Below are 22,753 nucleotides of genomic sequence, written 5' to 3'. Positions count from 1 at the left end.
ATTCAAATTCAAACATAGTCGGACTTTGGTTTTTCGAGTAAACGGTAATGATCCACATTGTAAAATAAGCTCCCCCTATAAAATAATAGTTTTCCTTTTTAGTGTAGCTATCAGGTGATGTAATAATAATTGAATAGTTGTGATACAGCCTCACATTTTAAAAGGTACTTCTACTATACAACAAAAATTACAAAATAAAACAAGAAAATCTAAAAAACTACAAAGAATAATGAAAGAGAATAAATAACCGTTTATATATGGGCTATATTTATAAATGCAAGTGTGAGCGTAAAAATTATAGGAAGAGCGATTGTCTTTTAGATTGCTAAATTATATACTTATGTTCAAAAAGTGCAGGAAGTGAACGATGAAAGTTGATACGGTAATAAAAAAAGATGTTTTACTCATTCTAGTAATGATAGTTGTTGTGCCGCTGGCAGGAGAGCTTAAATATTATCCTTTTCACGATACGTATAGAGTTAGCTTTGCTGTGCCCATTTTTTTCTTTTCACTGCTGCTTTTAAGAAAGGTATCTCCTGTAATACCAGGTATTTTAGTTGCTAGTGCTATAGTGGGCTTTCGAATGTACCTTGATTGGTATAATTACGAATCATTTGATTTTCTGCATTCTTTGCAGATCCGGTGCTCAGCAGGGATTTATTATCTCGTTTATGCGATTGCTTTTTCTTGGTTTAAGATTAACGATTTTCATTCAAAGCCGTGGATTATTGGCATATGGAGCATCATCATCGAAACGGTTTCGGGCGGGATGGAATTGCTTTGTATGTATGTGATGGTTCACCATCATATTGTGTTTCCGGAGTTCATGCAAATTTTTATTGTAGGTGTCTTTCGAAGTTTCTTTGTTTTATGCCTGTTTAGCATGATCAAACTCTACGAAGGGCAGCTTAGAGAACGACAAATCTCTCAAAAAAATGATCAGCTGCTTGTTGTGCTTTCAAATTTGTATGAAGAATCCATTCATTTGAAAAAAACGCTGCAGGACGCTGAGAGAATTACAAAAAAGTCGTATGATTTATATGAAGAATTACACGAAGCGGATATCCACCAACTTACTTCGCTGCACGAATTTAGCAAAAAAGCATTACAAATTGCAGGAGAAGTACATGATATTAAAAAAGACAACCAGCGGATATCAGCAGGATTGTCCAAGGTCATTACAAAAGAAGAATTTTCTGAGTATATGGAAATCGAAAGTCTACTTCAAATCGTGATGCGCAGCAACGAAAAATATGCGGCGATGTTAGCAAAAGATATTCATTTTTCATATTCGATTTTAGGAGAGCATCCTCGCTACCACGTGTACTTGTTTTTATCATTAATTAATAACTTAGTAACGAATGCGGTCGAAGCGATTGAAAAAGAAGGCGCGATTGTGATCGACGTCTGTCGAGAAGAAGACCGCATTTTATTGTATGTAAGAGATAGCGGTTCCGGAGTGAAAAAAAGGCATGAACGTCTCATTTTTAAAGCGGGATTTACATCCAAATATGCAAAGGACGGAACGCCTTCTACGGGCCTTGGGCTTGTCTACGTTAAGCAAATGACCGAGCAGCTAGGGGGAAGTATTCAGTTTATTAATCTGTCTCCAAGCCCCGGTGTTCAATTTACTATAGATTTACCTATTTCTACGTTAATGGGGGATAAGGACTAATATGCGATTTTATATCATAGATGATGACGAAGTCTTTCGTTCAATGTTAGCTGAAATTATTGAAGATAATGATTTAGGAGAGGTTATAGGAGAAGGAGAAGACGGAATTGTATTAAATGATCAATTTTCTCTATTACAGCAGATCGATATTTTATTTATTGATTTATTAATGCCGATTCAAGACGGAATTGAAACCGTGCGTAAAATAAAGGATAGTTTTAAAGGCAAAATCATTATGATGTCACAAGTAGAAACAAAAGATTTGATTGGAAAAGCCTACTCGCTTGGCATTGAATACTATATCACGAAGCCGCTTAACCGTATGGAAGTGCTCATGGTCATTCAAAAAGTAATTGAACGAATTCAAGTTCAACAATCAATGGAGAAAATTCAAGAATCGTTAAATACCGTACTTAATGTAGGAAATCAGCAAAAAACGCCTTCTTTTGGTAAAAAAGAAAGTGATCCGGCAGAAGCGTGCAGGTTTCTTTTAAGAGAACTTGGGATTTTAGGAGAAAGCGGAAGTAAAGATTTGATTGAAATCATCAATTACCTGCATCAAACGGAAAAAAGCACGATGTATGAACAGCATTTTCCTTCTCTCAAAGAAATTTTTGAGAAAATTACCGTGAGAAAGCTTGGTTCATCTTTTTCAGAAGACGTGCTGCAAAAAGAAATGAAAGCAGCCGAGCAGCGAGTAAGAAGAGCTATTTATCAGTCTTTAAATCATTTGACTTCTCTTGGTATGGTTGATTTCTTTAATCCTAAATTTGAAAATTACGCTTCTAAGTTTTTCGATTTTTCAATGGTGCATCAGCGCATGAGAGATATAGAAAAAGGCACGGGAAAAAGCAGTACTCCGAGCCGCATAAATGTAAAGAAATTTATCCAAATGCTCTATTATGAAGTTAAACAAACGCTGTAGTAAAAAAACTATAGCGTTTTCATTTTGTAATTTTCTAAAAACTTTTTTGTTAGTTTCAGTAGGTTTTTGTTAGATTTTGTGATGCCTATGATAATGTAATCTTATGAATAAAAGAACTACTTAATAAACAGTTCTTAATGGAATTGTATCTGTTGAATACAGTAAGTGCAAATAAACAGCTTCGAGCTGTTAGAAAAAAGAAGGAAGGTGCAAAGATATGTTCAAAAAGCTTGGATTAGCAGGACAAATTTTAATTGGTTTGATTGCAGGTATTATTGTAGGGGCCATTTTTTACGGAAATCCTAAAGCAGTTGAAGTGCTGCAGCCAATTGGAGACGTATTCATTCATTTAATTAAAATGATCGTGGTGCCGATTGTTATATCTAGTATCATTGTGGGCGTTGCGGGTGTTGGTGATATTAAGAAGCTTGGTAAATTAGGCGGAAAAACAATTCTTTACTTTGAAATCATTACAACAGTTGCCATTGTTGTGGGTTTATTAGCAGCTAACTTGCTTCACCCTGGTACTGGTGTGGACCGCAGCGGTCTTGAAAAATCAGATATCAGCAGCTACACATCAACGGCAGAAGCTACAGAGCAAAAAGGATTTGTAGAAACATTTGTTCACATCGTTCCAACGAATGTATTTGAGTCAATTGCTGCAGGCGACATGCTGCCAATTATTTTCTTCTCTGTTCTATTTGGACTTGGAATTGCATCCATTGGTGAAAAAGGAAAGCCGGTTTTAAGATTCTTTGAAGGCACGGCAGAAGCGATGTTTTGGGTAACGAATTTAGTTATGAAGTTTGCACCGTTTGGCGTATTTGCATTAATCGGTGTAACCGTATCAAAATTTGGACTAGCGTCTCTGATTCCGCTTAGTAAGCTTGTAATTGTTGCTTACGGCACAATGATTTTCTTTGTGTTAGTTGTGCTAGGACTTGTAGCTAAATGGGCAGGCGTTAACATCTTCCACTTATTAAAAGTGCTAAAAGATGAATTGTTGCTAGCATTTTCAACTGCAAGTTCAGAAACGGTGCTGCCGCGTATTATTGCGAAAATGGAAAAGTTCGGATGTCCTAAAGCCATTACATCCTTTGTTATTCCGACGGGATATTCGTTTAACTTAGACGGATCTACTCTATATCAAGCGCTTGCTGCGATTTTCATCGCGCAAATGTATGGTATTGATATGAGCATTACACAGCAAGTTTCACTGATACTAATTTTAATGGTTACATCTAAAGGAATTGCAGGAGTTCCTGGCGTTTCATTTGTTGTACTGCTTGCAACGCTTGGATCTGTAGGACTTCCAGTAGAAGGACTTGCTTTTATCGCTGGAATTGACCGTTTGTTAGATATGGGACGTACAGCGGTAAACGTAATTGGAAACTCACTTGGCGCAATCGTGATTTCGAAGTGGGAAGGTCAATTTAACGATAAAGACAAGGAAGCTTATATTAACGAAGTAACAAAAAAAGTATCGTAACAACAAAGAGTCTGGGACAAAAGCATTGTAGTTGAAGAAAGATCTGAACGATTATTCGTTCGGATCTTTTTTCGTTTGAATTTGCTTTGAAAAGTTGGGAATAGTAACTAAAGATGAAAAATAAATGATTGATACAAGGAGGTCTCAACATGGGAAGAGCAAATAATCACAAATCATCACATAACAACAAAGGGTCACTGCCTCAAACACCAAAAGAGTTAAAAATTGCTCCGGATCAAGCAAATGAAGAATTTTCACGTGAGTTAGCTCAGCATCATGATGCTAAAGCGAAACAGGACTTAATTTTGAAGCAGCAAAAAGAAAAGTAAAAGAAAAAAGGCTGAGACAAGAGTGTTTTAGTTGAAGGGAAATCCGAACGATGAATGGAGAATCCAACTCGTTCGGATTTTTTCATTGTTATTGTAAACGTAGTTTTCGTTTATGTAGTTGTTTCTAGAGGTTGATTGAAGGGCAAGACGAAGACTCCTGCGGGAAAAGCGGAATAGGTGAGACCCCGCAGGAGCGTGGGCGACGAGGAGGCTCAGCGGCCGCCCGCGGAAAGCGAAGTCTTGCACGGAAATTAACTGCCTCGTAACAAGCGATTCATACTAGCTCATTTATTCGTCTGTAGATTGGGTTGATTTAGGTATGTCTCAACCTCTTTTATACATATCTAAAGATAAAAATTCCTAAGTAACCATTTTGTAACATTATTTAATCATAGCGTAATAGTTTTTGAGGCTTTTTTCATTATAATTAAACCGAGCATATTGAAAAATAAGTTCATAGAAACGTAACGTTCGGTTACATAATGGAGGAAAAAAATGAAAAAAGCCATCATTGGGTCTATAACGGCAGCGGCAGTCTTATTTAGCGGAGCCAGTCCGTTTATTGCACCTGCTCAAACAGTAGAAGCAGCGTCATATTCATACAAAGAAACGGCTATTGCTACTGGTAAAAAATTAATGGGTGTTCCTTATAAATGGGGAGGCACAACAACAAAAGGTTTTGACTGCTCTGGATTTATTCAATACATTTTCAAAAAGGCTGGAAAAACACTTCCGCGCACAACGGAGCAAATGTATCGAGTAGGGACAAGCGTTTCAAAAGCAAAGCTTCAAAAAGGAGATTTAGTTTTCTTTCAAACGTATAAAAAAGGTCCTTCACATGTAGGCGTGTACTTAGGAAATAATCAGTTTCTTCAAGCTTCTACGTCTAAAGGCGTGACGATTACATCTCTTAGCAACAGCTACTGGAAAGCACGTTATATTGGTGCAAAACGGATTTAACCATCCGTCATTTTTTTGAAAAACAACACTACGCTATGTAGTGTTGTTTTTGTTTGCATATACATAACATATTGCCGATATTATTCTTAACGTTTTATACAAAAAAATCCATATTCTATGAGATAATAACGTTAACACATTTTGTACTTTAACATAAGGAATATCCCACTCTATTCGAAAGTTTGGTGAGCGAAGATGAAGCGCTTAGTATGGAGTTATGGAATAGGTATTGTTGCAATAGCAGCAGTACTCTCACTTTTCTTTATGATGAAAGGCCAACCAGAGAAAGCCATTGTTAGCGGAGATGTACCAAAAGCTCATGCCCAGGGAGAAAGAGTGAAGCGGCCCATCTCACAGTTCCGAGCAGGACAGCCTAATGAAACTGGCAATGAAGTGAAAAATGTAAAAAACAACATGCCTGAAAAAGCGGATCCTCCTCCGTTTTTAGTCTACATTGACCCTGGTCATCAATCCCGGGCTAACCTAGAAAAGGAGCCAATCGGACCGGGATCAGCAGAAACAAAAATAAAGGTTTCCGGAGGCACATCAGGCGTAGTGACCAAGAAGCCGGAATACAAGCTGACGTTGGAAGCCTCTATGATATTAAAACAGCTGCTCGAAGAAAAAGGCATAACCGTAAAGCTTACTCGGAGTTCTGATAATGTAGATATCAGCAACCGGGAACGAGCGGAGCTTGCGAATAATTCAAAAGCTGATCTGCACGTACGTATACATGCAGATGGTATAGCGGCATATGAAGAAATGAAAAAATAAAAGGTGAAAAGACCTATAAAAGCGTGTGACTAAATCATTTGATTTATGTCACACGTTTTTTTGTCGTTCATATGATATAAAGAAGCGTTTTTTCGACAAAAAAATGGACGAGCAGAAAAGAAAACTAGGTAAAATGCTTTAATTTTTATAGAACTGTGTCGATATAACGAGTGATATTAAAATGCGTTAGACAGTACATGAAAATGGGGGAACAAGATGAGAAAGTTAACGGCATTAGCTTTAGTACTAAGCGTACTGCTGTTTCAATTCACGCCGCTTGCTAGCGTGAAAGCTGAAACGGTAGAACCAGTTGTGTCTGTAAAATTAGTAAACTATTTAGGAGATCATCATGCAATTACAATTAAGCCGTCTTATTTATACACTATTAAAAACTCGGATTTGGTCTTAAATGCAAATACAGAGTATACGGTAACAGCAACGACTCAAGGTGTCATTTTAAAACAAGGAAGCACTGTCTTAGGTGAATTTACAAGCTTTGAAATTACACCGTCTCTTTATAAAAATCCCGTATCTATTAACGGCAGACAATACTTAGGGGACGTTGCGTTTACAAATGAAAAAGGAATGTACGTCAGACCTATTAATACGCTGCCGATTGAAGACTATTTAAAAGGCGTTGTGCCAAATGAAGTCTATACATCTTGGAATCTGCAAGCCTTAAAAACTCAGGCGGTAGCAGCAAGAACATATGCAATGAGCTATGCAGGAAAAGTAATCAATGACACGGTAAGCTATCAAGTGTACGGTGGCTATACGTGGTATGACAGTACAAACCAAGCAGTAGATCAGACATTCGGACAAGTAGTCACCTACAACAATAAATTAATCAACGCCGTTTTCTCATCAAGCAACGGCGGAAGAACCGAATCAAACAGCAATGCTTGGGGAGGAACTCAGCTTTCTTATTTCCCGGTGAAAGAAGATCCATACGATAAGCAGACGCCGTGGACGTTAGCTATTCAAAAAAATCAAATTGATTTAACACGAAAAGATTTAGTTAACTATAGCGCTTGGTGGAATACGGTTTCTGAAAAAGATAAAACTGTTACGGATAATTTGAAGTCATGGTTAGTAGCCAATAAGCATCCTGGTAAAACCATTAAAATTACGTCTATTCCAAAGGTGAGTTTTTATGCTCCTTCATCAGGAGGCCGTGTGACTAAAGGTGCGATTACAGTGGACTACCTCGTTAAAGGAGATGTAGACAGTTCACAAAAACTAGTGGTTCATCATTTGGAATTAAAAGATTTAACATCGACGAAGCTAAAATCAATGTTAAACAGCCGTGCGATGCTTAGTCTGCTTGTAACGGAAACAAATGAAACAAGCACATCAACAACTTTTAATGGGAAAGGAAATGGTCACGGTGTTGGAATGAGTCAATACGGTGCTCAAAAAATGGCAAGCCTAGGAAAAGACTATCGTGAAATTTTAGATTTTTACTATCCAACAACTACTCTTTTAAGTTTTTATACAACAAAATATCCGCGAAAAGAGCAGGAGCAAGAAGCACCGAAAGATACGGTTGCGCCTGATGCACCTTCAGTTAATGCACTAGGAGACAACCAAACATCTCTTACCGGGGTAACAGAACCAAATGCTTCTGTTATTGCAAAAGTGGAAAATGAAGTAATTGGAACGGGTCTTGCTGACGAAGCTGGAAAATTTGCAATTACGATTGCCAAGCAGCCAGCAGATACAAAAGTATCGGTAACGTCTAAAGATGCAGCTGAAAATGAAAGCACGGCCACAGTAGTGACCGTAACGGATCAAACGCCGCCTTCTGTTCCAATTGTAAATGAAGTAAGTGACCAAGATACGACCGTAACAGGCGTAACAGAAGCAAACGCGGCCGTGACGGTAAAAGCAGGCGATGCAACGTTCTCTGCAGTAGCGGATGGCAACGGTACATTTACTGTTTCAATTCCAGTACAAATAGGTGGAACAACAATAGCGGTAAGTGCAAAAGATAAAGCAGGAAACGAAAGTCAAGCTCCTTCTTTTGCGGTTAAATCTACGTTAAAAGCACCGCTTGCACCAAAAGTAAATGCAGTAAGTGATCAAGACACAATGCTTAAAGGAACGGCTGAAGCAAATGCGACGGTCATCGTTAAAAACGGAAGTCTTCAGCTTGCAGCAGGCAATGCAGATGCCAAAGGAAATTACAGCATCTCAATTGTGAAACAAAAAGCGGGAAGCACGCTGTACGTAACGGCTCAAAATGCAGGTGGAACAAGTTCTGCCACGGCGGTAACCGTACAGGATAAAACGGCACCAGCTGCGCCAAAAGTAAACGCGGTAAGTGATCAAGATACAAAAGTTACAGGTACCGCAGAAGCAAATTCTACGGTTACTGTAAAAGTCGGAACAACAACTGTGGGAACGGCTAAAGCAGGTGAAAATGGAGCATTTTCTGTTTCCATTTCTCTGCAAAAAGCGAATGCCAAGCTAAGCGTACAAGCAAAAGATGCAGCAGGAAATAGCAGTACTGTATCGACTATAACCGTTACAGCAAAGCAGAAAGCTCCGGTCAAACCAACAGTTAATGAAGTGAGTGATCGAAGTACAGCCGTTACGGGTACCGCAGAAGCAAATTCGGCGGTTATCATTAAAAACGGAAGTCTTCAGCTTGCAGCTGGTAAAGCAGATGCTAAAGGAAATTACAGCATCTCGATTGCGAAACAAAAAGCAGGAAGCACGCTGTCTGTAACGGCTGGAAACGCAGCGGGCGTAAGTCCAGCTGTAACGGTAACCGTGCAGGATAAAACAGCACCCGTTACACCAAAAGTGAACGCTGTAAGCAATCAAGATACAGTGGTAACGGGAAGCACAGAAGCGGGCGCGGAAGTGCATGTGAAAATTGATAAAAAAGTCATTGGCAAAGGAAATGCCAAATCGGATGGAACGTTCAGCATCACCATTCCAAAGCAGCCTGCTGCTACAAAATTAGCTGTTATTGCAAAAGATGCAGCTAATAACTACAGCTCCAATGCGTTTGTAACGGTTAGTGCCGTACAGACAAAACCAGCGCTTCCAACCGTTAATACGCTTACTGAAAAAAGTACAGCAGTAACGGGAACAGGAGAAAAAAATGCGTCTATTTATATTAAAGTAGGCGGAAAGATTATAGCGAGTGGAAAAATTGATGGAAACGGCAAGTTCAGCGTGAAAATTCCTGCTCAAAAAGCAGGAACGGAAGTGACGGCCGTGCTGCAAAATAAAGTAGGATACAGTCCGTACAAAATTGTAAAAGTACAAGACACAACGCCGCCAGCACCTCCGGCAGTGAATGCCATTACGTCTTTGTCCACGTTTATTTCTGGAAAAACGGAAGCGAATGCTGTAATTACGATTAAAAGCGGTACAAAAGTAATCGCATCAGGCAAAGCAGATAGCAAAGGACAATTTAAAGTAACTATTCCAAAACAAAAAGCAGGCGTAAAGCTGGCTGTTACAGCAAAAGATGCCGCTGGAAATACAAGTTCAGCAGTCAATATAAACGTTAAATAAAAACAAAAAAGAATTCTCTGCGGAGGGTTCTTTTTTTAGGGATTTTTAAGTGGGATAGAAGGTTACTAAAAAGTTACCTTAGAACTTTGAAGTGCCTAACTTACTTTAAAGTGGGTTCTATCTTTTTCTTTTTTTCTGTTTCATAATAACAAATGTAAAGAAATTAGCAGGGGGTTTTTTATAATGAGTAATCATTTGCAAGATACAGTAACACTTCATAACGGAGTCAAAATGCCGTGGTTTGGATTAGGCGTATTTAAAGTAGAAGAAGGGCCTGAATTAGTGAACGCGGTGAAAACAGCTATCGTCAAAGGCTACCGCAGCATTGATACGGCAGCTATTTATGGAAACGAAGAAGGTGTAGGGGAAGGAATTCGCCAAGGTCTGAAAGAAGCAGGTCTTTCACGCGAAGACATTTTTGTTACATCAAAAGTTTGGAATGCAGATTTAGGCTATGAAGAGACGCTGGCTGCGTACGAAACAAGTTTACAAAAGCTTGGCTTAGAATATTTGGATCTATACTTAATTCACTGGCCGGTAGAAGGTAAGTATAAAGCAGCGTGGAAAGCGTTAGAAACGCTTTATAAAGAAGAAAAAGTAAGAGCTGTGGGTGTAAGTAATTTTCAAATTCATCATTTAGAAGACTTAATGAAAGATACAGACGTTAAGCCTGTTATTAACCAAGTTGAGTATCATCCTCGTTTGACGCAAAAAGAGCTGCATGCTTTTTGTCAAAAGCACGATATTCAGCTAGAAGCATGGTCTCCGCTTATGCAAGGAGAATTGCTAGATAACGATGTGTTAAAAGAAATTGCTGAAAAACACGGTAAATCAGTTGCTCAAATCATTCTGCGATGGGATCTGCAAAACGGAGTTGTAACGATTCCAAAATCAACAAAAGAGCACCGTATTGTTGAAAATTCATCTGTGTTTGATTTTGAATTGGATGCTGAAGATGTAAGCAAAATTGATGGATTAAATCAAAATCACCGAGTAGGTCCAGATCCGGACAACTTTGATTTTTAATAGAAGAATTAATAGGCTGGGACAAAAGTATTTTAGCCCAAGCGAAAAACGAACCATTGATCAACTAGTTTGATGAGTGGTTCGTTTTTTTTATGCTGAATACAGCTTCATCTGTTTCGTCCTTCCGGCTGTTGATTGAAGGGAAGGGCGAAGACTCCTGTGGGAAAAACGTGACAGATGAGACCCCGCAGGAGTGCAAGCGACGAGGAGGCTCAGCGCCCGCCCGAGAAAAGCGAAGCCTTGCATGGAAATCAACGGCGGTGTCATAAGCGGTTCAGCTCATGTATCTCATTTGTTCGTCTTTAGGTTGGATTCATTTAGTTATGTCCCGTCCTCTTTTTATGCATTATTACATAAATTTAACATTTTCTTCACAGTAAGCTAAAGGACGGGCTGTATGATAAAAAAAGGTCGTGAAAGATAGAGAAATCATTTCATTTTTAAGTGTAAAATAGGCGGTGTAACGATGACAAAACAAGCTTACTCTCACATACAATGTAAAAAAACATCAATGATTGATTTATTGCTGGATGCAGGGGTTTATAAAAAAGGAAACAAGCAGCTATACGAGCTTACGCTTCAAGAACTAGAATCAGAATATGAAGCTGTGGCACAGCAGCGCATATCCCCATGAAATTTTGATACATTGCTAGAATTTGTTATAATAGAGGAAAGGATAGGAGTTGATTTATATCGAAAAGCACCCGACAGACTCGCAGCCCATCCGTATGGATATCCTCGATTCTATATTTGCTAAAATGGTATTAAATAAGGCTATCCGAGATTTTAGAAGAGATCAAATTTTACGTGAAGTCGATCAAACATTAGAAGAAAGAAACAAAGAGAAATTTTTTCAATTAATTGAAGAATTAAAATCAATTTCGTAAAGAGCGTTCGCGCGATAGAATTTGATTTTATCATTTTAGCATATAAAAACAGGTAAGAAGCGGCATGCTTAGTTACCTGTTTTTTTGTCGTCTTATTGCAAAACAAGACCTTACATAAGAAGTGCACCTTGCTAGTAAACAGACAAAAAGAGCAAGTCTAATGTACTCACTCTTTTCAGAAAGGTATGGGTGTTACTGAGAAAATGAATGTCACTTTCTAAGTGGTGCGTGTGGGGTTTAGAAAGTTCTATGCATCTGCATATTTTCTAATTCATTCACTCTATGTATTGTTAAAATAACAATATAACTATATCTTATCATATGATTGAAATGTGATTCAATATTTTTATTGATTTTCTTTTTGAATTGTTCGAAATAATTAAGAAATAGCTTCTGTTAGTAGACTGCAGCTGTGTTATAGAAGCTATATGGACTTATCATATGAAACGAAATTCCTATATAAGAATTTCGTTCATGCCTGACGGACTGTAAGCTTCAAAAGAGTACAATCCGTCCTGTAAATCAGTATTAAGAAAAAATGAGCTGAACCCAGTAGAATAAGAGGAAAAGAGTAACGATGGTGGTAAGCGGGATAACAATAAGTGATACTTTTAAATAATCTTTCCATTTTACCTTGATATGATTTTCTTTCAAAATATGCATCCAAATAAGAGAAGCCAGTGTTCCAATCGGCAATAAAAGCGAGCCCATGTCACTTCCAATAATATTAGCAAGATAAATGGTTTTAAGAGTAATAGGATCGAGCCCCATTTCAGTTAAGGTAATGGTTCCGACCATTAGGGCGGGGTGATTGTTAAACAAGTTAGAGAGAATGGAAACAAGCCCTCCCATGATAAAGCTTGCTTCAAAAAGCCCTCGATTTACAATTGGTTCGCAAACTTTTACAAGTAGCTCCGTCAACCCTACGTTATGCAGTCCGTAAATAATAACGTACATCGAAAATGCAAAAACGAAAATGTGCCACGGCGTTTTCTTTAAAATATCAATCGGGTTTGTACGTAAATGATACCATCTCCAAATAAGTAAGATCAGTGAGCCCAGTACGGAAACCAATTCGATTGGTATGCCGAAATAAGAGGCGACAAATAGGAGACAGCGCATAACAAACACAAACAATAAAACTTTCAGCATAAATTGTGTGCGTTTACGTTTTGTTTCAACAGAAATGCTTCCTTTTAAGGGGTGAAACTGTTTCGTAAAGAAACTTTCTTCTATATCTTTTGAAGCATGCGGCAGTTTTTTTGGTAAATGGCGTTTTACAACCGTATACATGAGCCAAGACATAAATAATAAACCAAGTGTCGCCGGTACAAACATCATCGCCGTGTGCATATAAAGCGACATATGAACAATTTTTAAGGCAATCAAATTGACAATATTACTTACACCTATAGGCGCGCTGGAAGCGGTAGCAATAAGCGCTCCACTTAAAAGGTAGGGGATCTGCTGGTGGGGTTTTAGCTGAAGATTTTTCAAAAGTAGAATCAAAATTGGAGTGGTAATTAAAATACTGCCGTCATTATTAAATAGTAAAGTCATTAAAAAGCAAAGCAGTTGAATGTACCAATATAACCGGTACCCTGAGCCTTTGGATAAACTCACTAATCGTGCAGCTGCCCAGTGGAAGAATCCGAAACTTTCTAATATGACGGCCATGACAATGGTGGCAATAATGGTGATAGAAGCGCCGCTTATCTTTCCGAAAATATCAACAATGTCTGATTTGGATACAATCCCTGTAAGCAGGATAATGGCTGCTCCTATGGCTGCCGGCCATGCTTCGTTGATGCCGTTTGGCCTCCAAAAAATGACGAGCATTGTCATTGTAAACACGAAAATGGCAATTCCAATTTCAATATTCATCAGTATGCTCCTTTCTTCTAAAATTTGTAATGAATATACCCTTGCATGTCCCTTACACTCTATTTATATTCATTTATTACTAGAAGGATTGTGCATAAGACCATTTTTGTTAATATGTTTGTTTATCTTGCCAAGGCACGTATCATCTCGGGAGAGGAGCCTACAAAAAGACTAGATCAATCCAATCTAAAGACGAACAAATGTGATAAATGAGCTAGTAGGATTGCTTGTTACGCCGCTGTGGATTTCCGTGCAAGATTTCGCTTTCTGCGGGCGGTCGATGAGCCTCCTCGTCGCATACGCTCCTCGGGGCTCATCCCTTCCGCTTTTCCCGCAGGAGTCTTCGTCTTGCCCTTCAATCCACAGCTAGAAGCCATTACATACATGAAACCTACGTTCACGTTTATCATCACAATGAAAAGATCCGAACGGTTTACCGTTCGGATCCTTCCTTTAACTAACATACTTTTGTTCCAGCCTGTTTAAGATTAGCAAGTATAGGTTTTTTCGTGTAAAGTTAGCGCTTGTATCTGATCGTAATCAGGTTCATAGCCAATTCCCGGTGTATCAGGAACGGAAATAATACCGTTGTCGACTGTGATTTCCGGATGAACGATATCACGCGGCCAGTATTTAGAGGATGCGGCTGTATCTCCGGGAAGCGTAAAATTGGCAAGTGTGGTAATGGCAATATTATGTGCTCGTCCGATACCTGATTCCAGCATGCCGCCGCACCATACGGGCACACCGTGAGTTTGACAAAGGTCATGAATTTTTTTGGCTTCTGTTAGTCCGCCTACTCGTCCAATTTTAATGTTAATAATTTGTGTGCTTCCAAGTTTAATAGCTTTTCGAACGTCTTCAGCTGAATGAATGCTTTCATCTAAGCAAATGGGCGTGCGCATGCGGGCCTGCAGTTCAGCGTGATCAATTAAATCATCATGAGCCAACGGCTGTTCAATCATCATTAAATCAAACTCATCAAGCTGAGCAAGGTAATCAGTATCTGCAAGCGTATAAGCAGAGTTTGCATCAACCATCAGTGGAGTAGAAGGGAACTCGTTTCGAACGGCACGCGTCAAGTTAAGATCCCAGCCTGGCTTAATTTTAATTTTTATCCGCTTATATCCTTCATTCAAGCCGGCTTCAATTTTTCGAAGCGTTTCGTCAATTGTAGGCTGAATGCCAACGCTGAGACCAACTTCAATTTGACTTTTACTGCCTCCTAGCGCTTTAGATAGAGAGAGGTTTTGCCTGCGCGCATACAAATCCCAAACAGCGCCTTCTAACGCCGCTTTTGCCATGTAATTGCCGCGAATATGGGCAAAGCGTTGAGATACTTCGTCAGGATGCTGAATTTCTTTCTGTTGAAGCAAAGGAATTAAAAAGTCCTCCATGATGTGCCAGTTTGTTTTGAGCGTTTCTTCTTTATAAAAAGGGTCCGCGCACGCTACGGATTCAGCCCAGCCGGATCGTCCGTCTTCGTCTTGAATTTCAACTAAAATAAAATCTCGATCCACTTCTTTCCCAAGGCTTGTGGTAAACGGATGAAGTAAATCCATTTTTAAATGCCGTAAAATGACATGTTTTATCTTCATTTTTGCACCTCTTTTTTCGTTAAAATATAAAAATGAACGGGTGCGCTGCTTTCTGGATACTTCATGAAGTCTGTTACTTGGAATCCTTTTGCAAAACACGTTTGAAATACGCGTCTTGTACGCATACGCCAGTCTAATGCCAGAGAAGGAGAGACTTCTTTCATTTGCTGAAACGCAGACGGAATAGCTACAGACACGATGTTATGATCCAAACATCTTTCATCAATATCTGTAACAGAAGGAAACCCTTGATCCGTTAACGTCCATTGAATGAGTGATGCGTCCATTATTTGATCTGGCGTGTAAAGAGGCTGAGCTCGTTTTGTATCTTCTGTGGATGCCCATTCCACAACGAATCGATCAGAAGGCAAGTCAGCATTTAACGGATCGTTCATGTCTCCGTAGCAGTTTTCAATATACGTAGAACAAACGGCTCCAAGCTTTCCGATATTTAAATACCCGTTGGCGCTTTCTAGAGGATCGTACGTCCAGCTAATATATGAATAACCCTTTTTTTTACTTTCCTGGCGCTGTGCATGCTTAAGCTTGGCACCAATACCCATGCTGCGATAGGCAGAGTCAACTGCTAGTATATGAGAACATAAATAGACGCAATTTCCGTCAAACCCTGGAAAACTATATTGAAAGCCAATCAGCTTTTCATCTAGAAAGGCGCCGAGAACAAGACCTCCGTTTTTAACAGCGGTTAAGGTTTGATGAACTGGCGTTGCTTCTTCTTCTCCCCAGACGCGGCTTTCTAATGCGCGTACGTCTTCTAGTTCAGCGGTTGTTGTAAGTGAACGAATCGTTAAAGCTTCAGTCATATGTTTACTTCCTTTCTTTTGATCATTTATTCTAAAAAGATGCCTTGCTCGGCATAGAGCTTTTCCAAGTGTTCTTGTCGTTTTCCAGCCGTTTTTTCATCTCTTTTTTGCATGCTGCTAATGATAATTTGAGATAGGGCAAGAAGCGATAAAATATGTTCGGTTGTTCCGGCTAAAAGTGTGATATCAGCGACTTGGCCTACCGGAGACAGCCTTCGGTCTGTAATGGCAATTACTTTCGCTCCTTGTTTTTTAGCCTGCTGAGCTACTTCGAGCGCTTCTTTTGTATAGCGCGGCAGTGAAAATACAACAACCGTTGATGCGCTTGTGAGATTGCATAGCGTTTCAAGCAAAAATCCAGTTGGAAAAGATAAAAGAACATGATTGCGAAGCTGATTCATTTTATAATACAGCCAGTAGGCTGCCGTATGAGATTCGCGGAAACCTGCGATATACACTTGATCACTTTTGATAAGCGCATCTACAGCTTGAGATAATTCCTTTTCGTCAACAGGAGAAAGCCATTCATCGAAAATTTTCTTTTCTTCCGCTACCGAATCAGCTGCAGGCTTGTTAGCTGCTTCTTTTGATTCGGCAGAAGAAAGCCATTCTTTTCGCATTAGCTCCTGCAAATCGGAAAAACCATTTAACCCAAGTGCGTAAGCTAGACGAATAACGGTTGTTTCACTGACACCTGCTTCTTTGCCAATTTGTCCAGCCGTGTACAGCGAGCCTTTTTCCATAAAATTGACGAGAAACTCCGCCACTTTTTTTTGACCGCGAGAAAGGTCAGGGAATTTATGTTTAATTAATTCTTGAAATGATGGATTCATATAGCCTCCTAAAAAAAGAAGTTATAACTTCATAAAAATATATTAATGCATTTTTAACTTCATTTCAATTGCTGTTTCAAAATAAAAAGAAGCCTTCGTGATATAATAAATTGATTATTCAAAAATAAATGCCATTATTCAAAAACGAATTGTATTTTATTCAAAAATGAATAGAAAGCGGGGAGTATACATGAATTCAGAGTGGAACGAAAATCAGTGGATCCTTCACTCATTAAAAGATGATTTGCTTGTGACGGATGAAAAAGGCATCATTGTCCGAATACATGAAGGAACGGGAAATATTTACGATGTAAAAGCTGAAAAACTGCTGGGGAAATCCGTTTATGAACTTGAAAAACAAGGGTTGTTTACCCCAATCGTTACCCCAATTGTGCTTGAAACAAAGAAGAAAATTACGCTTGTACAAACAACTAAACAAGGCAAGCAGGTACTGGTCACGGGCATTCCGGTCAAAGATGAAAAAGGAGAGATTAAAAGAATCGTCAGCTATTCTCATGATGTGACGGAGCTTATGGAAATGAAAACATATCTTGATGCGATGGAAGGCGAAATGCAGCGCGTAAAGAGCGAGCTTATGCTGCTGCGGAACCAAAATCTATCAACAGAAGGAATTGTATGCAACAGCGAAAAGATGCAGCACGTTCTTCGTACGGCTGTTCACGTTTCGAACGTAGACGTAAATATTTTACTTTTAGGGCAGTCCGGAGTAGGAAAAACGCACTTAGCCAAGCTGATACATAACAAAAGTACAAGAAGCAAAGGGCCGTTTATTGAAGTGAACTGCGGGGCAATTCCAGATCACTTATTTGAGGCTGAACTGTTTGGCTATGAAGCGGGTGCTTTTACCGGTGCATCTAAAAATGGAAAAGTGGGACTGGTCGAATTAGCAGATGGAGGTACGCTTTTTTTAGATGAAGTGGGAGAACTGTCACCGGCGCATCAAGTGAAAATTTTAAAGCTCATTCAAGAAAAACAGTTTTATTCCGTTGGAGGAAGAAAGCCTAAAACCGTGGACTTCCGCTTAATTGCAGCGACGAACAAAGATTTAGAAAAAGCCGTCGCTGAAAAAGAATTTCGAGAAGATTTATATTTTCGTTTAAGCGTTGTACCGATTACCATTCCATCTTTGAACGAGCGCCCTGAAGATATTTTTCCGCTGCTCACACATTTTGCCGAGCAGTTTGAAAAGAAATACAACCGAAAAAGAACGTTTGATAATGCGGTTATTCACGCACTGCTTGCGCATGAGTGGAAAGGAAACGTACGAGAGTTAATCAATGTGATTGAACACGCCGTGGTTGTGTCTTCGCAAACGCTGATTACAATGGAGCATTTGCCGCATTCTTTGCATAGAAAAAAACGGATTCAGCACGTTGAAGAACATGGTGAAATGAAGCTTAATGACGCGTTAAACGAGCTGGAAAAAGAGATATTAGTAAAAGCAAAAAAACAGTATAAAACGACAACAGAAATAGGTGAAGCACTTGGAATCAGTCAGCCTTCGGTTGTTAGAAAATTAAAAAAACATTCCGTTTTTTAACGTCTTTGGCACGCTCTTTGCATGTAAAACAAGTACAAACACATTACTTGATAGATTGCGAGGAGGAAGTCAGATGACGCAGGCATCACTTACACAGTTAATGAACAGTTTACCGGATTTACTAGCACCAAGCATGGCCAAAGATCACCCTAATTTACCCGTGGTAAAAGCAGAAGGCTGCTACTACTACGGAGCAGACGGAAAAACGTATTTAGATTTTACATCAGGTATTGCAACAGCGAACACAGGTCATCGTCACCCTAAAGTTGTACAAGCGATTAAGAATAGCGTTGATCATCTTATGCACGGCCCGTCGGGTGTAATTATGTACGAATCTATTTTACAGCTTGCTGAAGAATTAAAAACAGTATTGCCAAGAGGATTGGACTGCTTTTTCTTTGCCAACAGCGGAACCGAAGCAATTGAAGGAGCGTTAAAACTGGCAAAGTACGTTACGCAAAGACCTTATACGGTTTCGTTTACGGGCTGCTTTCACGGCCGTTCTCTCGGAGCGCTTAGTGTGACGACATCAAAAAGTAAATACCGGAAATTTCTTCAGCCATCGGGCTTAACGTATCAAGTGCCTTATGCAGACGTGACTCAGTGTCCAAAAGGAGAAGATCCGGAAATCTACTGCGTGGAAAAGCTGGAAAGAGATTTTGCCACTTTGTTTAAGCATCAAGTCACACCGGAAGAAGTAGCGTGCATGATTGTAGAACCAGTTCTTGGAGAAGGCGGTTACGTGATCCCTCCGAAAGCGTGGCTGCAAAAAATAAGAGAAGTGTGTGACAGACACGGAATTCTGCTTATTTTTGACGAAGTGCAAACTGGCTTTGGACGCACCGGCGAGTGGTTTGCAGCTCAAACGTTTGACGTGACGCCCGACATTATGGCAATCGCAAAAGGCATAGCATCAGGACTTCCGTTAAGTGCTACCGTAGCTTCCAAACAGCTAATGGAAAAGTGGCCGATTGGTACACATGGAACAACTTTTGGAGGCAATCCCATTGCTTGTTCAGCAGCACTTGCGACGCTCGACGTATTAAAAGAAGAAAAGCTGATTGAAAACTCAAAAGCAATGGGGAATTATGCAGCGGCTCAGCTTCAGCATTTGAAAGCGAAGCATGAAGTTATCGGAAGCATTCGTTCAGTAGGACTAATGATTGGAATTGAAATTATTAATCCAAAAACAAAGCAAGGTGACGGAAATCTTCTTCTTGAGATTTTAGACAAATGTTTGGAAAAAGGGGTGCTGTTTTACCTTTGCGGAAATAGCGGAGAAGTGATTCGAATGATTCCTCCTTTAACGATTACAAAAGAAGAAATTGATGCCGGGCTTCGCGTGTTAGACGAAGCATTAACAGAAATCACAAGTCTTCACGTGATCTAAAGCTTTAGAAAGCTCTTTGTTTCAATGAAAGATAGATTGACCCATAATAAGGAGGAATCTGTTATGAACGGACTGGATATGACGGTTATGTTTGTCTATTTTGGCGTATTGGTTGTAGCTGGTATTATTGGCTCGTTAAAAGCAAAGTCATCAGAAGATTTTATTTTAGCCGGACGAAACTTAGGGATGTTCATGTATTTAGGGTGTTTGTCTGCCGTTATTTTAGGCGGAGCGTCGACGATTGGAACCGCTCAGCTTGGCTATGAGCACGGGCTGTCTGGCATTTGGTTTGTGACGATGATTGGACTTGGAATCATTACGCTTGGCACGATTTTTATTAAGCGGATTTCGTCTTTGAAAGTGACTACTATCAGCGAACTGCTAGGAAAAAGATATAACGCACAAGCGCAAATTATCAGCGCTGTTGTTGCCGCGATTTATACACTTATGGTATCAGTCACTCAAGTGATTGGAATGGGAACGATCATTCATGCGTTGCTTGGATGGAATATGACCGCCTCGATGCTAATTGGCGGTTCGATTGTTTTGTTCTATACGATTTTAGGCGGAATGTGGAGCGTAACGGTTACTGATATTATTCAATTTGTTGTGATGACGGTGGCGATTTTTGGATTTATGCTTCCAATGAGCGTATCAGAAGCAGGAGGTTTTAAAGCCCTTACCGGAGATTTGCCATCATCTTATTTTGATTTTTCATCGATTGGATACGGTCAAATCTTTCAGTATTTCCTCTTGTATACGCTTGGTATGGCAGTTTCTCAAGATATTTGGCAGCGAGTATTTACGGCGCGAACAGAAAAAATTGCGCGAAACGGCTCCATTTTTGCAGGGGTGTACAGCATTGCCTACGCGATTGCGGGAAGTGTCATTGGGATGTGTGCGTATTTGCTGCTGCCGAATGCAGAAAGCAGTCAAAGTATTTTTGCGACGCTTGCAGTTCAGATCCTGCCTCAAGGGTTATTGGGCTTAGTACTAGCAGGTGTTTGTTCGGCGCTGATGTCAACTGCTTCAGGAACGCTGCTTGCGTCTTCTACGCTGATTAGTAACGATATTATTAAAAAAGTGTGGCTTAAAAATATTTCAGAGAAAAATTATTTAATTTTAACCCGCGTTAATACGCTTATTGTCGGCGTCCTTGCTATTGTATTTGCTCTTTGGATTCAAGACGTGCTTGTCGCTCTCGACGTTGCGTATGCTATTTTATCAGGAGCGATTTTTGTTCCGTTTGTTGTGTCGCTGTTTTGGAAAGACATTCATCCAAAAGCCGGAGTTTCAGCGATTGTTGTCAGTACGCTAGTGGTACTTGGAGGTCTATTGATTGAAGGGCTTTCTTCTACCACTCCAATTTTATATGGTATTTCAAGCAGTATCATTGTAATGGCAGGGTTTGCGGTTATGGCACGAAACAAGGAACTATCTGACCAAGAAAAGGTTCAAGAAGATATGTGAATAAGCAGGTAAAAAGCTTCTCATAGTAAAGTGAGAAGCTTTTTAGCATTTTGTGTGCATAAATATAGACAACAAACGGCAAGGAGGAGTAAACTAGACGCTCAGATTATAGAGATAAGGAGATTGTTAAATGAAAAGCAGAACGTCCGTAATGGTTAGTATTGTTCTGGCAATGCTAGTGGCTTCGCTTGATTCAACGATTATGAATACGACGATGCCCGTTATTGCAAAAGAGCTTGGAAGATTTGATTTGTACGCGTGGTCGTTTGCTTCGTACATGATTGCAAGTACGATTTTATCTCCGGTAGCGGGAAGATTATCGGATTTATTTGGCCGCAAAAAAGTATTTGGGTTTGGAATCATTGCTTTTTTAATTGGTTCGATGCTTTGCGGCGTGGCGAATACGATGGTTCAGCTTGTTCTTTTCCGTGCCGTTCAAGGAATAGGAGCCGGATTTATGGTGGCGTTTCCCGCTATTATTGCCGGAGACTTATTTCCCGTCGAGAAGCGAGGGAAAATTCAGGCGCTGTTTACAACAATGTGGGGATTATCAGCTGTGTTGGCTCCGCTTTTAGGCGCTTTTTTTGTGGATTATTTAACGTGGAGATGGATTTTCTTTATTAATTTACCGGTATGTATCGTGTCGTTTCTAGCGTTAATGCCGTATCAAGAAAGCTATGAGCCGAAAAGAGCAAAAGTCGATTACATCGGTGCCATTTTGTTTGGAGCGGGTGTTACGTCACTGCTGCTCGTTACGGTAGTGGAACAAAACCGCGTCGTGTATACAGTCGCTGGACTTATTTTATTAGTGATTTTTTATCTCCATGAACGAAAACATGCTTCTCCGATTGTACCGCTGTCTATGTTCCAAAACAAAACGCTGTCATGGATTAATATCAATGCGTTTATTGGAACAGTAGCTTTATTCGGCACGTCGAGCTACATTCCGTTATTTTTGCAGCGAGTAGCGCATTTGTCACTGTTTATGAGCGGAGTAGCGCTGTTAGGAACAGCGGTCGGCTGGATGTCTGTGTCCGTTCCTGCAGGTAAATGGATTTTAAAACACGGCTACAGAAAGCTGCTGTTAATCGGGAATGTGCTGCTGGTTGGCTCAGGAACACTCCTGCTCATGCTAAATGAAAGTCACGGCTTCTTTTATGTGTTTTGCGTCATGATTGTACAAGGACTATCGTTCGGACTGCTGTCTACGGTTGGCGTCATTGGTGTACAGCAATTAGTAGGAGGACATGAAAGAGGTATTTCAACGTCATTTTTTATGTTTTGCAGAAACATGGGAACAGCAATCGGCGTTACCATCATGGGTGCTTTGCTGACTTCAGGCGAAAGCTTTATGGCAGGCATTCATCACTTGTTTTTATTTGGCTTTGCCGGAAGCATCGTGGCGTTATTAACGTCGTTAAAAATTCAAAACGATACGGAAGCAAAGCACAATCGAGCTGCTAGTTAAGGGGATTTATGCTAAATATGTTTATTTTATAAAAAAACGGGAAAAGACACAGTAAGGTCATAGAATTGCCTGAGAAATCGTAGGCATATTCTTCTTCTTCTTTCACTTACTACATGTGGGACGCCGGGT

General features: G+C 39.8%; 20 protein-coding genes and 1 pseudogene. 16 read left to right on the top strand and 5 right to left on the bottom strand.

All coding sequences use genetic code 11. The features are described from left to right. Nucleotides 1-367: 367 nt before the first annotated feature. From SB717_RS03930 to SB717_RS03875, 12 genes and pseudogenes are all read left to right on the top strand, one after another. Entirely contained in the window at nt 368-1,675 is a 1,308-nt protein-coding gene (locus SB717_RS03930; RefSeq protein ID WP_410903284.1) for a sensor histidine kinase, read from the top strand. A gap of 1 nt (nt 1,676) precedes the next feature. Beyond that, entirely contained in the window at nt 1,677-2,600 is a 924-nt protein-coding gene (locus SB717_RS03925) for a response regulator (protein ID WP_074678800.1), read from the top strand. Nucleotides 2,601-2,817: 217 nt separating this feature from the next. Next, nucleotides 2,818-4,089, top strand: coding sequence for a cation:dicarboxylate symporter family transporter (locus SB717_RS03920; RefSeq protein WP_045294664.1), 1,272 nt, complete (start codon nt 2,818-2,820; stop codon nt 4,087-4,089). 149 nt (nt 4,090-4,238) lie between these two features. After that, nucleotides 4,239-4,418, top strand: a complete 180-nt coding sequence (locus SB717_RS03915) for a YfhD family protein (protein WP_013055768.1) — start codon at nt 4,239-4,241, stop codon at nt 4,416-4,418. Between the two features lie 131 nt (nt 4,419-4,549). Then, entirely contained in the window at nt 4,550-4,684 is a 135-nt protein-coding gene (locus tag SB717_RS03910) for a hypothetical protein (protein WP_410903283.1), read from the top strand. A gap of 229 nt (nt 4,685-4,913) precedes the next feature. Continuing rightward, nucleotides 4,914-5,378 carry a C40 family peptidase gene (locus tag SB717_RS03905; RefSeq protein WP_074678796.1) on the top strand — a complete coding sequence of 155 codons (465 nt, stop codon included), beginning with the start codon at nt 4,914-4,916 and terminating at the stop codon, nt 5,376-5,378. A 195-nt stretch (nt 5,379-5,573) separates the two neighbouring features. Next, nucleotides 5,574-6,122: pseudogene (locus tag SB717_RS03900) on the top strand (N-acetylmuramoyl-L-alanine amidase family protein); the annotation flags it as partial. Between the two features lie 246 nt (nt 6,123-6,368). Further along, nucleotides 6,369-9,683 carry an Ig-like domain-containing protein gene (locus SB717_RS03895; RefSeq protein WP_410903282.1) on the top strand — a complete coding sequence of 1,105 codons (3,315 nt, stop codon included), beginning with the start codon at nt 6,369-6,371 and terminating at the stop codon, nt 9,681-9,683. 183 nt (nt 9,684-9,866) lie between these two features. Beyond that, a complete protein-coding gene (locus SB717_RS03890) occupies nt 9,867-10,709 on the top strand; it encodes an aldo/keto reductase (RefSeq protein ID WP_016766441.1) in 843 nt (280 codons plus the stop codon). 92 nt (nt 10,710-10,801) lie between these two features. Next, nucleotides 10,802-10,978 carry a hypothetical protein gene (locus SB717_RS03885; RefSeq protein WP_410903281.1) on the top strand — a complete coding sequence of 59 codons (177 nt, stop codon included), beginning with the start codon at nt 10,802-10,804 and terminating at the stop codon, nt 10,976-10,978. A 197-nt stretch (nt 10,979-11,175) separates the two neighbouring features. Then, the gene (locus SB717_RS03880; protein WP_013082067.1) at nt 11,176-11,343 is read left to right on the top strand and encodes a Fur-regulated basic protein FbpA; all 168 of its coding nucleotides are present in this window, start codon (nt 11,176-11,178) and stop codon (nt 11,341-11,343) included. A gap of 49 nt (nt 11,344-11,392) precedes the next feature. Beyond that, a complete protein-coding gene (locus SB717_RS03875; protein WP_016766443.1) occupies nt 11,393-11,596 on the top strand; it encodes an IDEAL domain-containing protein in 204 nt (67 codons plus the stop codon). 528 nt (nt 11,597-12,124) lie between these two features. Here the strand turns inward: SB717_RS03875 and SB717_RS03870 are convergent. From SB717_RS03870 to SB717_RS03850, 5 genes are all read right to left on the bottom strand, one after another. Beyond that, nucleotides 12,125-13,480 carry an arsenic transporter gene (locus tag SB717_RS03870; RefSeq protein WP_410903280.1) on the bottom strand — a complete coding sequence of 452 codons (1,356 nt, stop codon included), beginning with the start codon at nt 13,478-13,480 and terminating at the stop codon, nt 12,125-12,127. Nucleotides 13,481-13,710: 230 nt separating this feature from the next. After that, nucleotides 13,711-13,893 carry a hypothetical protein gene (locus tag SB717_RS03865; protein WP_410903279.1) on the bottom strand — a complete coding sequence of 61 codons (183 nt, stop codon included), beginning with the start codon at nt 13,891-13,893 and terminating at the stop codon, nt 13,711-13,713. Nucleotides 13,894-13,968: 75 nt separating this feature from the next. Continuing rightward, entirely contained in the window at nt 13,969-15,078 is a 1,110-nt protein-coding gene (menC, locus tag SB717_RS03860) for an o-succinylbenzoate synthase (protein WP_410903278.1), read from the bottom strand. After that, nucleotides 15,075-15,902 (bottom strand): GNAT family N-acetyltransferase, encoded by an 828-nt coding sequence (locus SB717_RS03855; RefSeq protein WP_410903277.1) that lies wholly within the window; start codon nt 15,900-15,902, stop codon nt 15,075-15,077. Before SB717_RS03855 ends, menC begins: the two co-directional genes overlap by 4 nt. A gap of 26 nt (nt 15,903-15,928) precedes the next feature. Continuing rightward, a complete protein-coding gene (locus SB717_RS03850) occupies nt 15,929-16,735 on the bottom strand; it encodes a MurR/RpiR family transcriptional regulator (protein WP_098620640.1) in 807 nt (268 codons plus the stop codon). Between the two features lie 190 nt (nt 16,736-16,925). Between SB717_RS03850 and SB717_RS03845 the strand changes: the two genes are divergently transcribed. The 4 genes from SB717_RS03845 to SB717_RS03830 all read left to right on the top strand — a co-directional run bounded on the left by SB717_RS03845 (nt 16,926) and on the right by SB717_RS03830 (nt 22,624). After that, nucleotides 16,926-18,296 (top strand): sigma-54 interaction domain-containing protein, encoded by a 1,371-nt coding sequence (locus tag SB717_RS03845; RefSeq protein ID WP_236658119.1) that lies wholly within the window; start codon nt 16,926-16,928, stop codon nt 18,294-18,296. 73 nt (nt 18,297-18,369) lie between these two features. Beyond that, on the top strand, nt 18,370-19,686 hold the full coding sequence (locus tag SB717_RS03840) for an aspartate aminotransferase family protein (RefSeq protein WP_410903276.1): 1,317 nt from the start codon (nt 18,370-18,372) through the stop codon (nt 19,684-19,686). A gap of 63 nt (nt 19,687-19,749) precedes the next feature. Further along, nucleotides 19,750-21,156, top strand: coding sequence for a sodium:solute symporter family protein (locus SB717_RS03835; protein ID WP_176547825.1), 1,407 nt, complete (start codon nt 19,750-19,752; stop codon nt 21,154-21,156). 130 nt (nt 21,157-21,286) lie between these two features. Beyond that, nucleotides 21,287-22,624 carry an MFS transporter gene (locus tag SB717_RS03830; RefSeq protein ID WP_410903275.1) on the top strand — a complete coding sequence of 446 codons (1,338 nt, stop codon included), beginning with the start codon at nt 21,287-21,289 and terminating at the stop codon, nt 22,622-22,624. Nucleotides 22,625-22,753: the final 129 nt, after the last annotated feature.

Source organism: Priestia sp. SIMBA_032 (assembly GCF_046535215.1).
Classification (GTDB): domain Bacteria; phylum Bacillota; class Bacilli; order Bacillales; family Bacillaceae_H; genus Priestia; species Priestia aryabhattai.
This window is presented reverse-complemented; position numbering and strand designations above follow the sequence as displayed.

Excerpts from the sequence above, each read along its gene's own strand:
- SB717_RS03930 (WP_410903284.1), top strand. The coding sequence starts at position 368 with ATGAAAGTTGATACGGTAATAAAAAAAGATGTTTTACTCATTCTAGTA.
- SB717_RS03925 (WP_074678800.1), top strand. The coding sequence starts at position 1,677 with ATGCGATTTTATATCATAGATGATGACGAAGTCTTTCGTTCAATGTTA.
- SB717_RS03920 (WP_045294664.1), top strand. The coding sequence starts at position 2,818 with ATGTTCAAAAAGCTTGGATTAGCAGGACAAATTTTAATTGGTTTGATT.
- SB717_RS03915 (WP_013055768.1), top strand. The coding sequence starts at position 4,239 with ATGGGAAGAGCAAATAATCACAAATCATCACATAACAACAAAGGGTCA.
- SB717_RS03905 (WP_074678796.1), top strand. The coding sequence starts at position 4,914 with ATGAAAAAAGCCATCATTGGGTCTATAACGGCAGCGGCAGTCTTATTT.
- SB717_RS03895 (WP_410903282.1), top strand. The coding sequence starts at position 6,369 with ATGAGAAAGTTAACGGCATTAGCTTTAGTACTAAGCGTACTGCTGTTT.
- SB717_RS03890 (WP_016766441.1), top strand. The coding sequence starts at position 9,867 with ATGAGTAATCATTTGCAAGATACAGTAACACTTCATAACGGAGTCAAA.
- SB717_RS03885 (WP_410903281.1), top strand. The coding sequence starts at position 10,802 with ATGCTGAATACAGCTTCATCTGTTTCGTCCTTCCGGCTGTTGATTGAA.
- SB717_RS03880 (WP_013082067.1), top strand. The coding sequence starts at position 11,176 with ATGACAAAACAAGCTTACTCTCACATACAATGTAAAAAAACATCAATG.
- SB717_RS03870 (WP_410903280.1), bottom strand. The coding sequence starts at position 13,480 with ATGAATATTGAAATTGGAATTGCCATTTTCGTGTTTACAATGACAATG.
- menC (WP_410903278.1), bottom strand. The coding sequence starts at position 15,078 with ATGAAGATAAAACATGTCATTTTACGGCATTTAAAAATGGATTTACTT.
- SB717_RS03855 (WP_410903277.1), bottom strand. The coding sequence starts at position 15,902 with ATGACTGAAGCTTTAACGATTCGTTCACTTACAACAACCGCTGAACTA.
- SB717_RS03850 (WP_098620640.1), bottom strand. The coding sequence starts at position 16,735 with ATGAATCCATCATTTCAAGAATTAATTAAACATAAATTCCCTGACCTT.
- SB717_RS03845 (WP_236658119.1), top strand. The coding sequence starts at position 16,926 with ATGAATTCAGAGTGGAACGAAAATCAGTGGATCCTTCACTCATTAAAA.
- SB717_RS03840 (WP_410903276.1), top strand. The coding sequence starts at position 18,370 with ATGACGCAGGCATCACTTACACAGTTAATGAACAGTTTACCGGATTTA.
- SB717_RS03835 (WP_176547825.1), top strand. The coding sequence starts at position 19,750 with ATGAACGGACTGGATATGACGGTTATGTTTGTCTATTTTGGCGTATTG.
- SB717_RS03830 (WP_410903275.1), top strand. The coding sequence starts at position 21,287 with ATGAAAAGCAGAACGTCCGTAATGGTTAGTATTGTTCTGGCAATGCTA.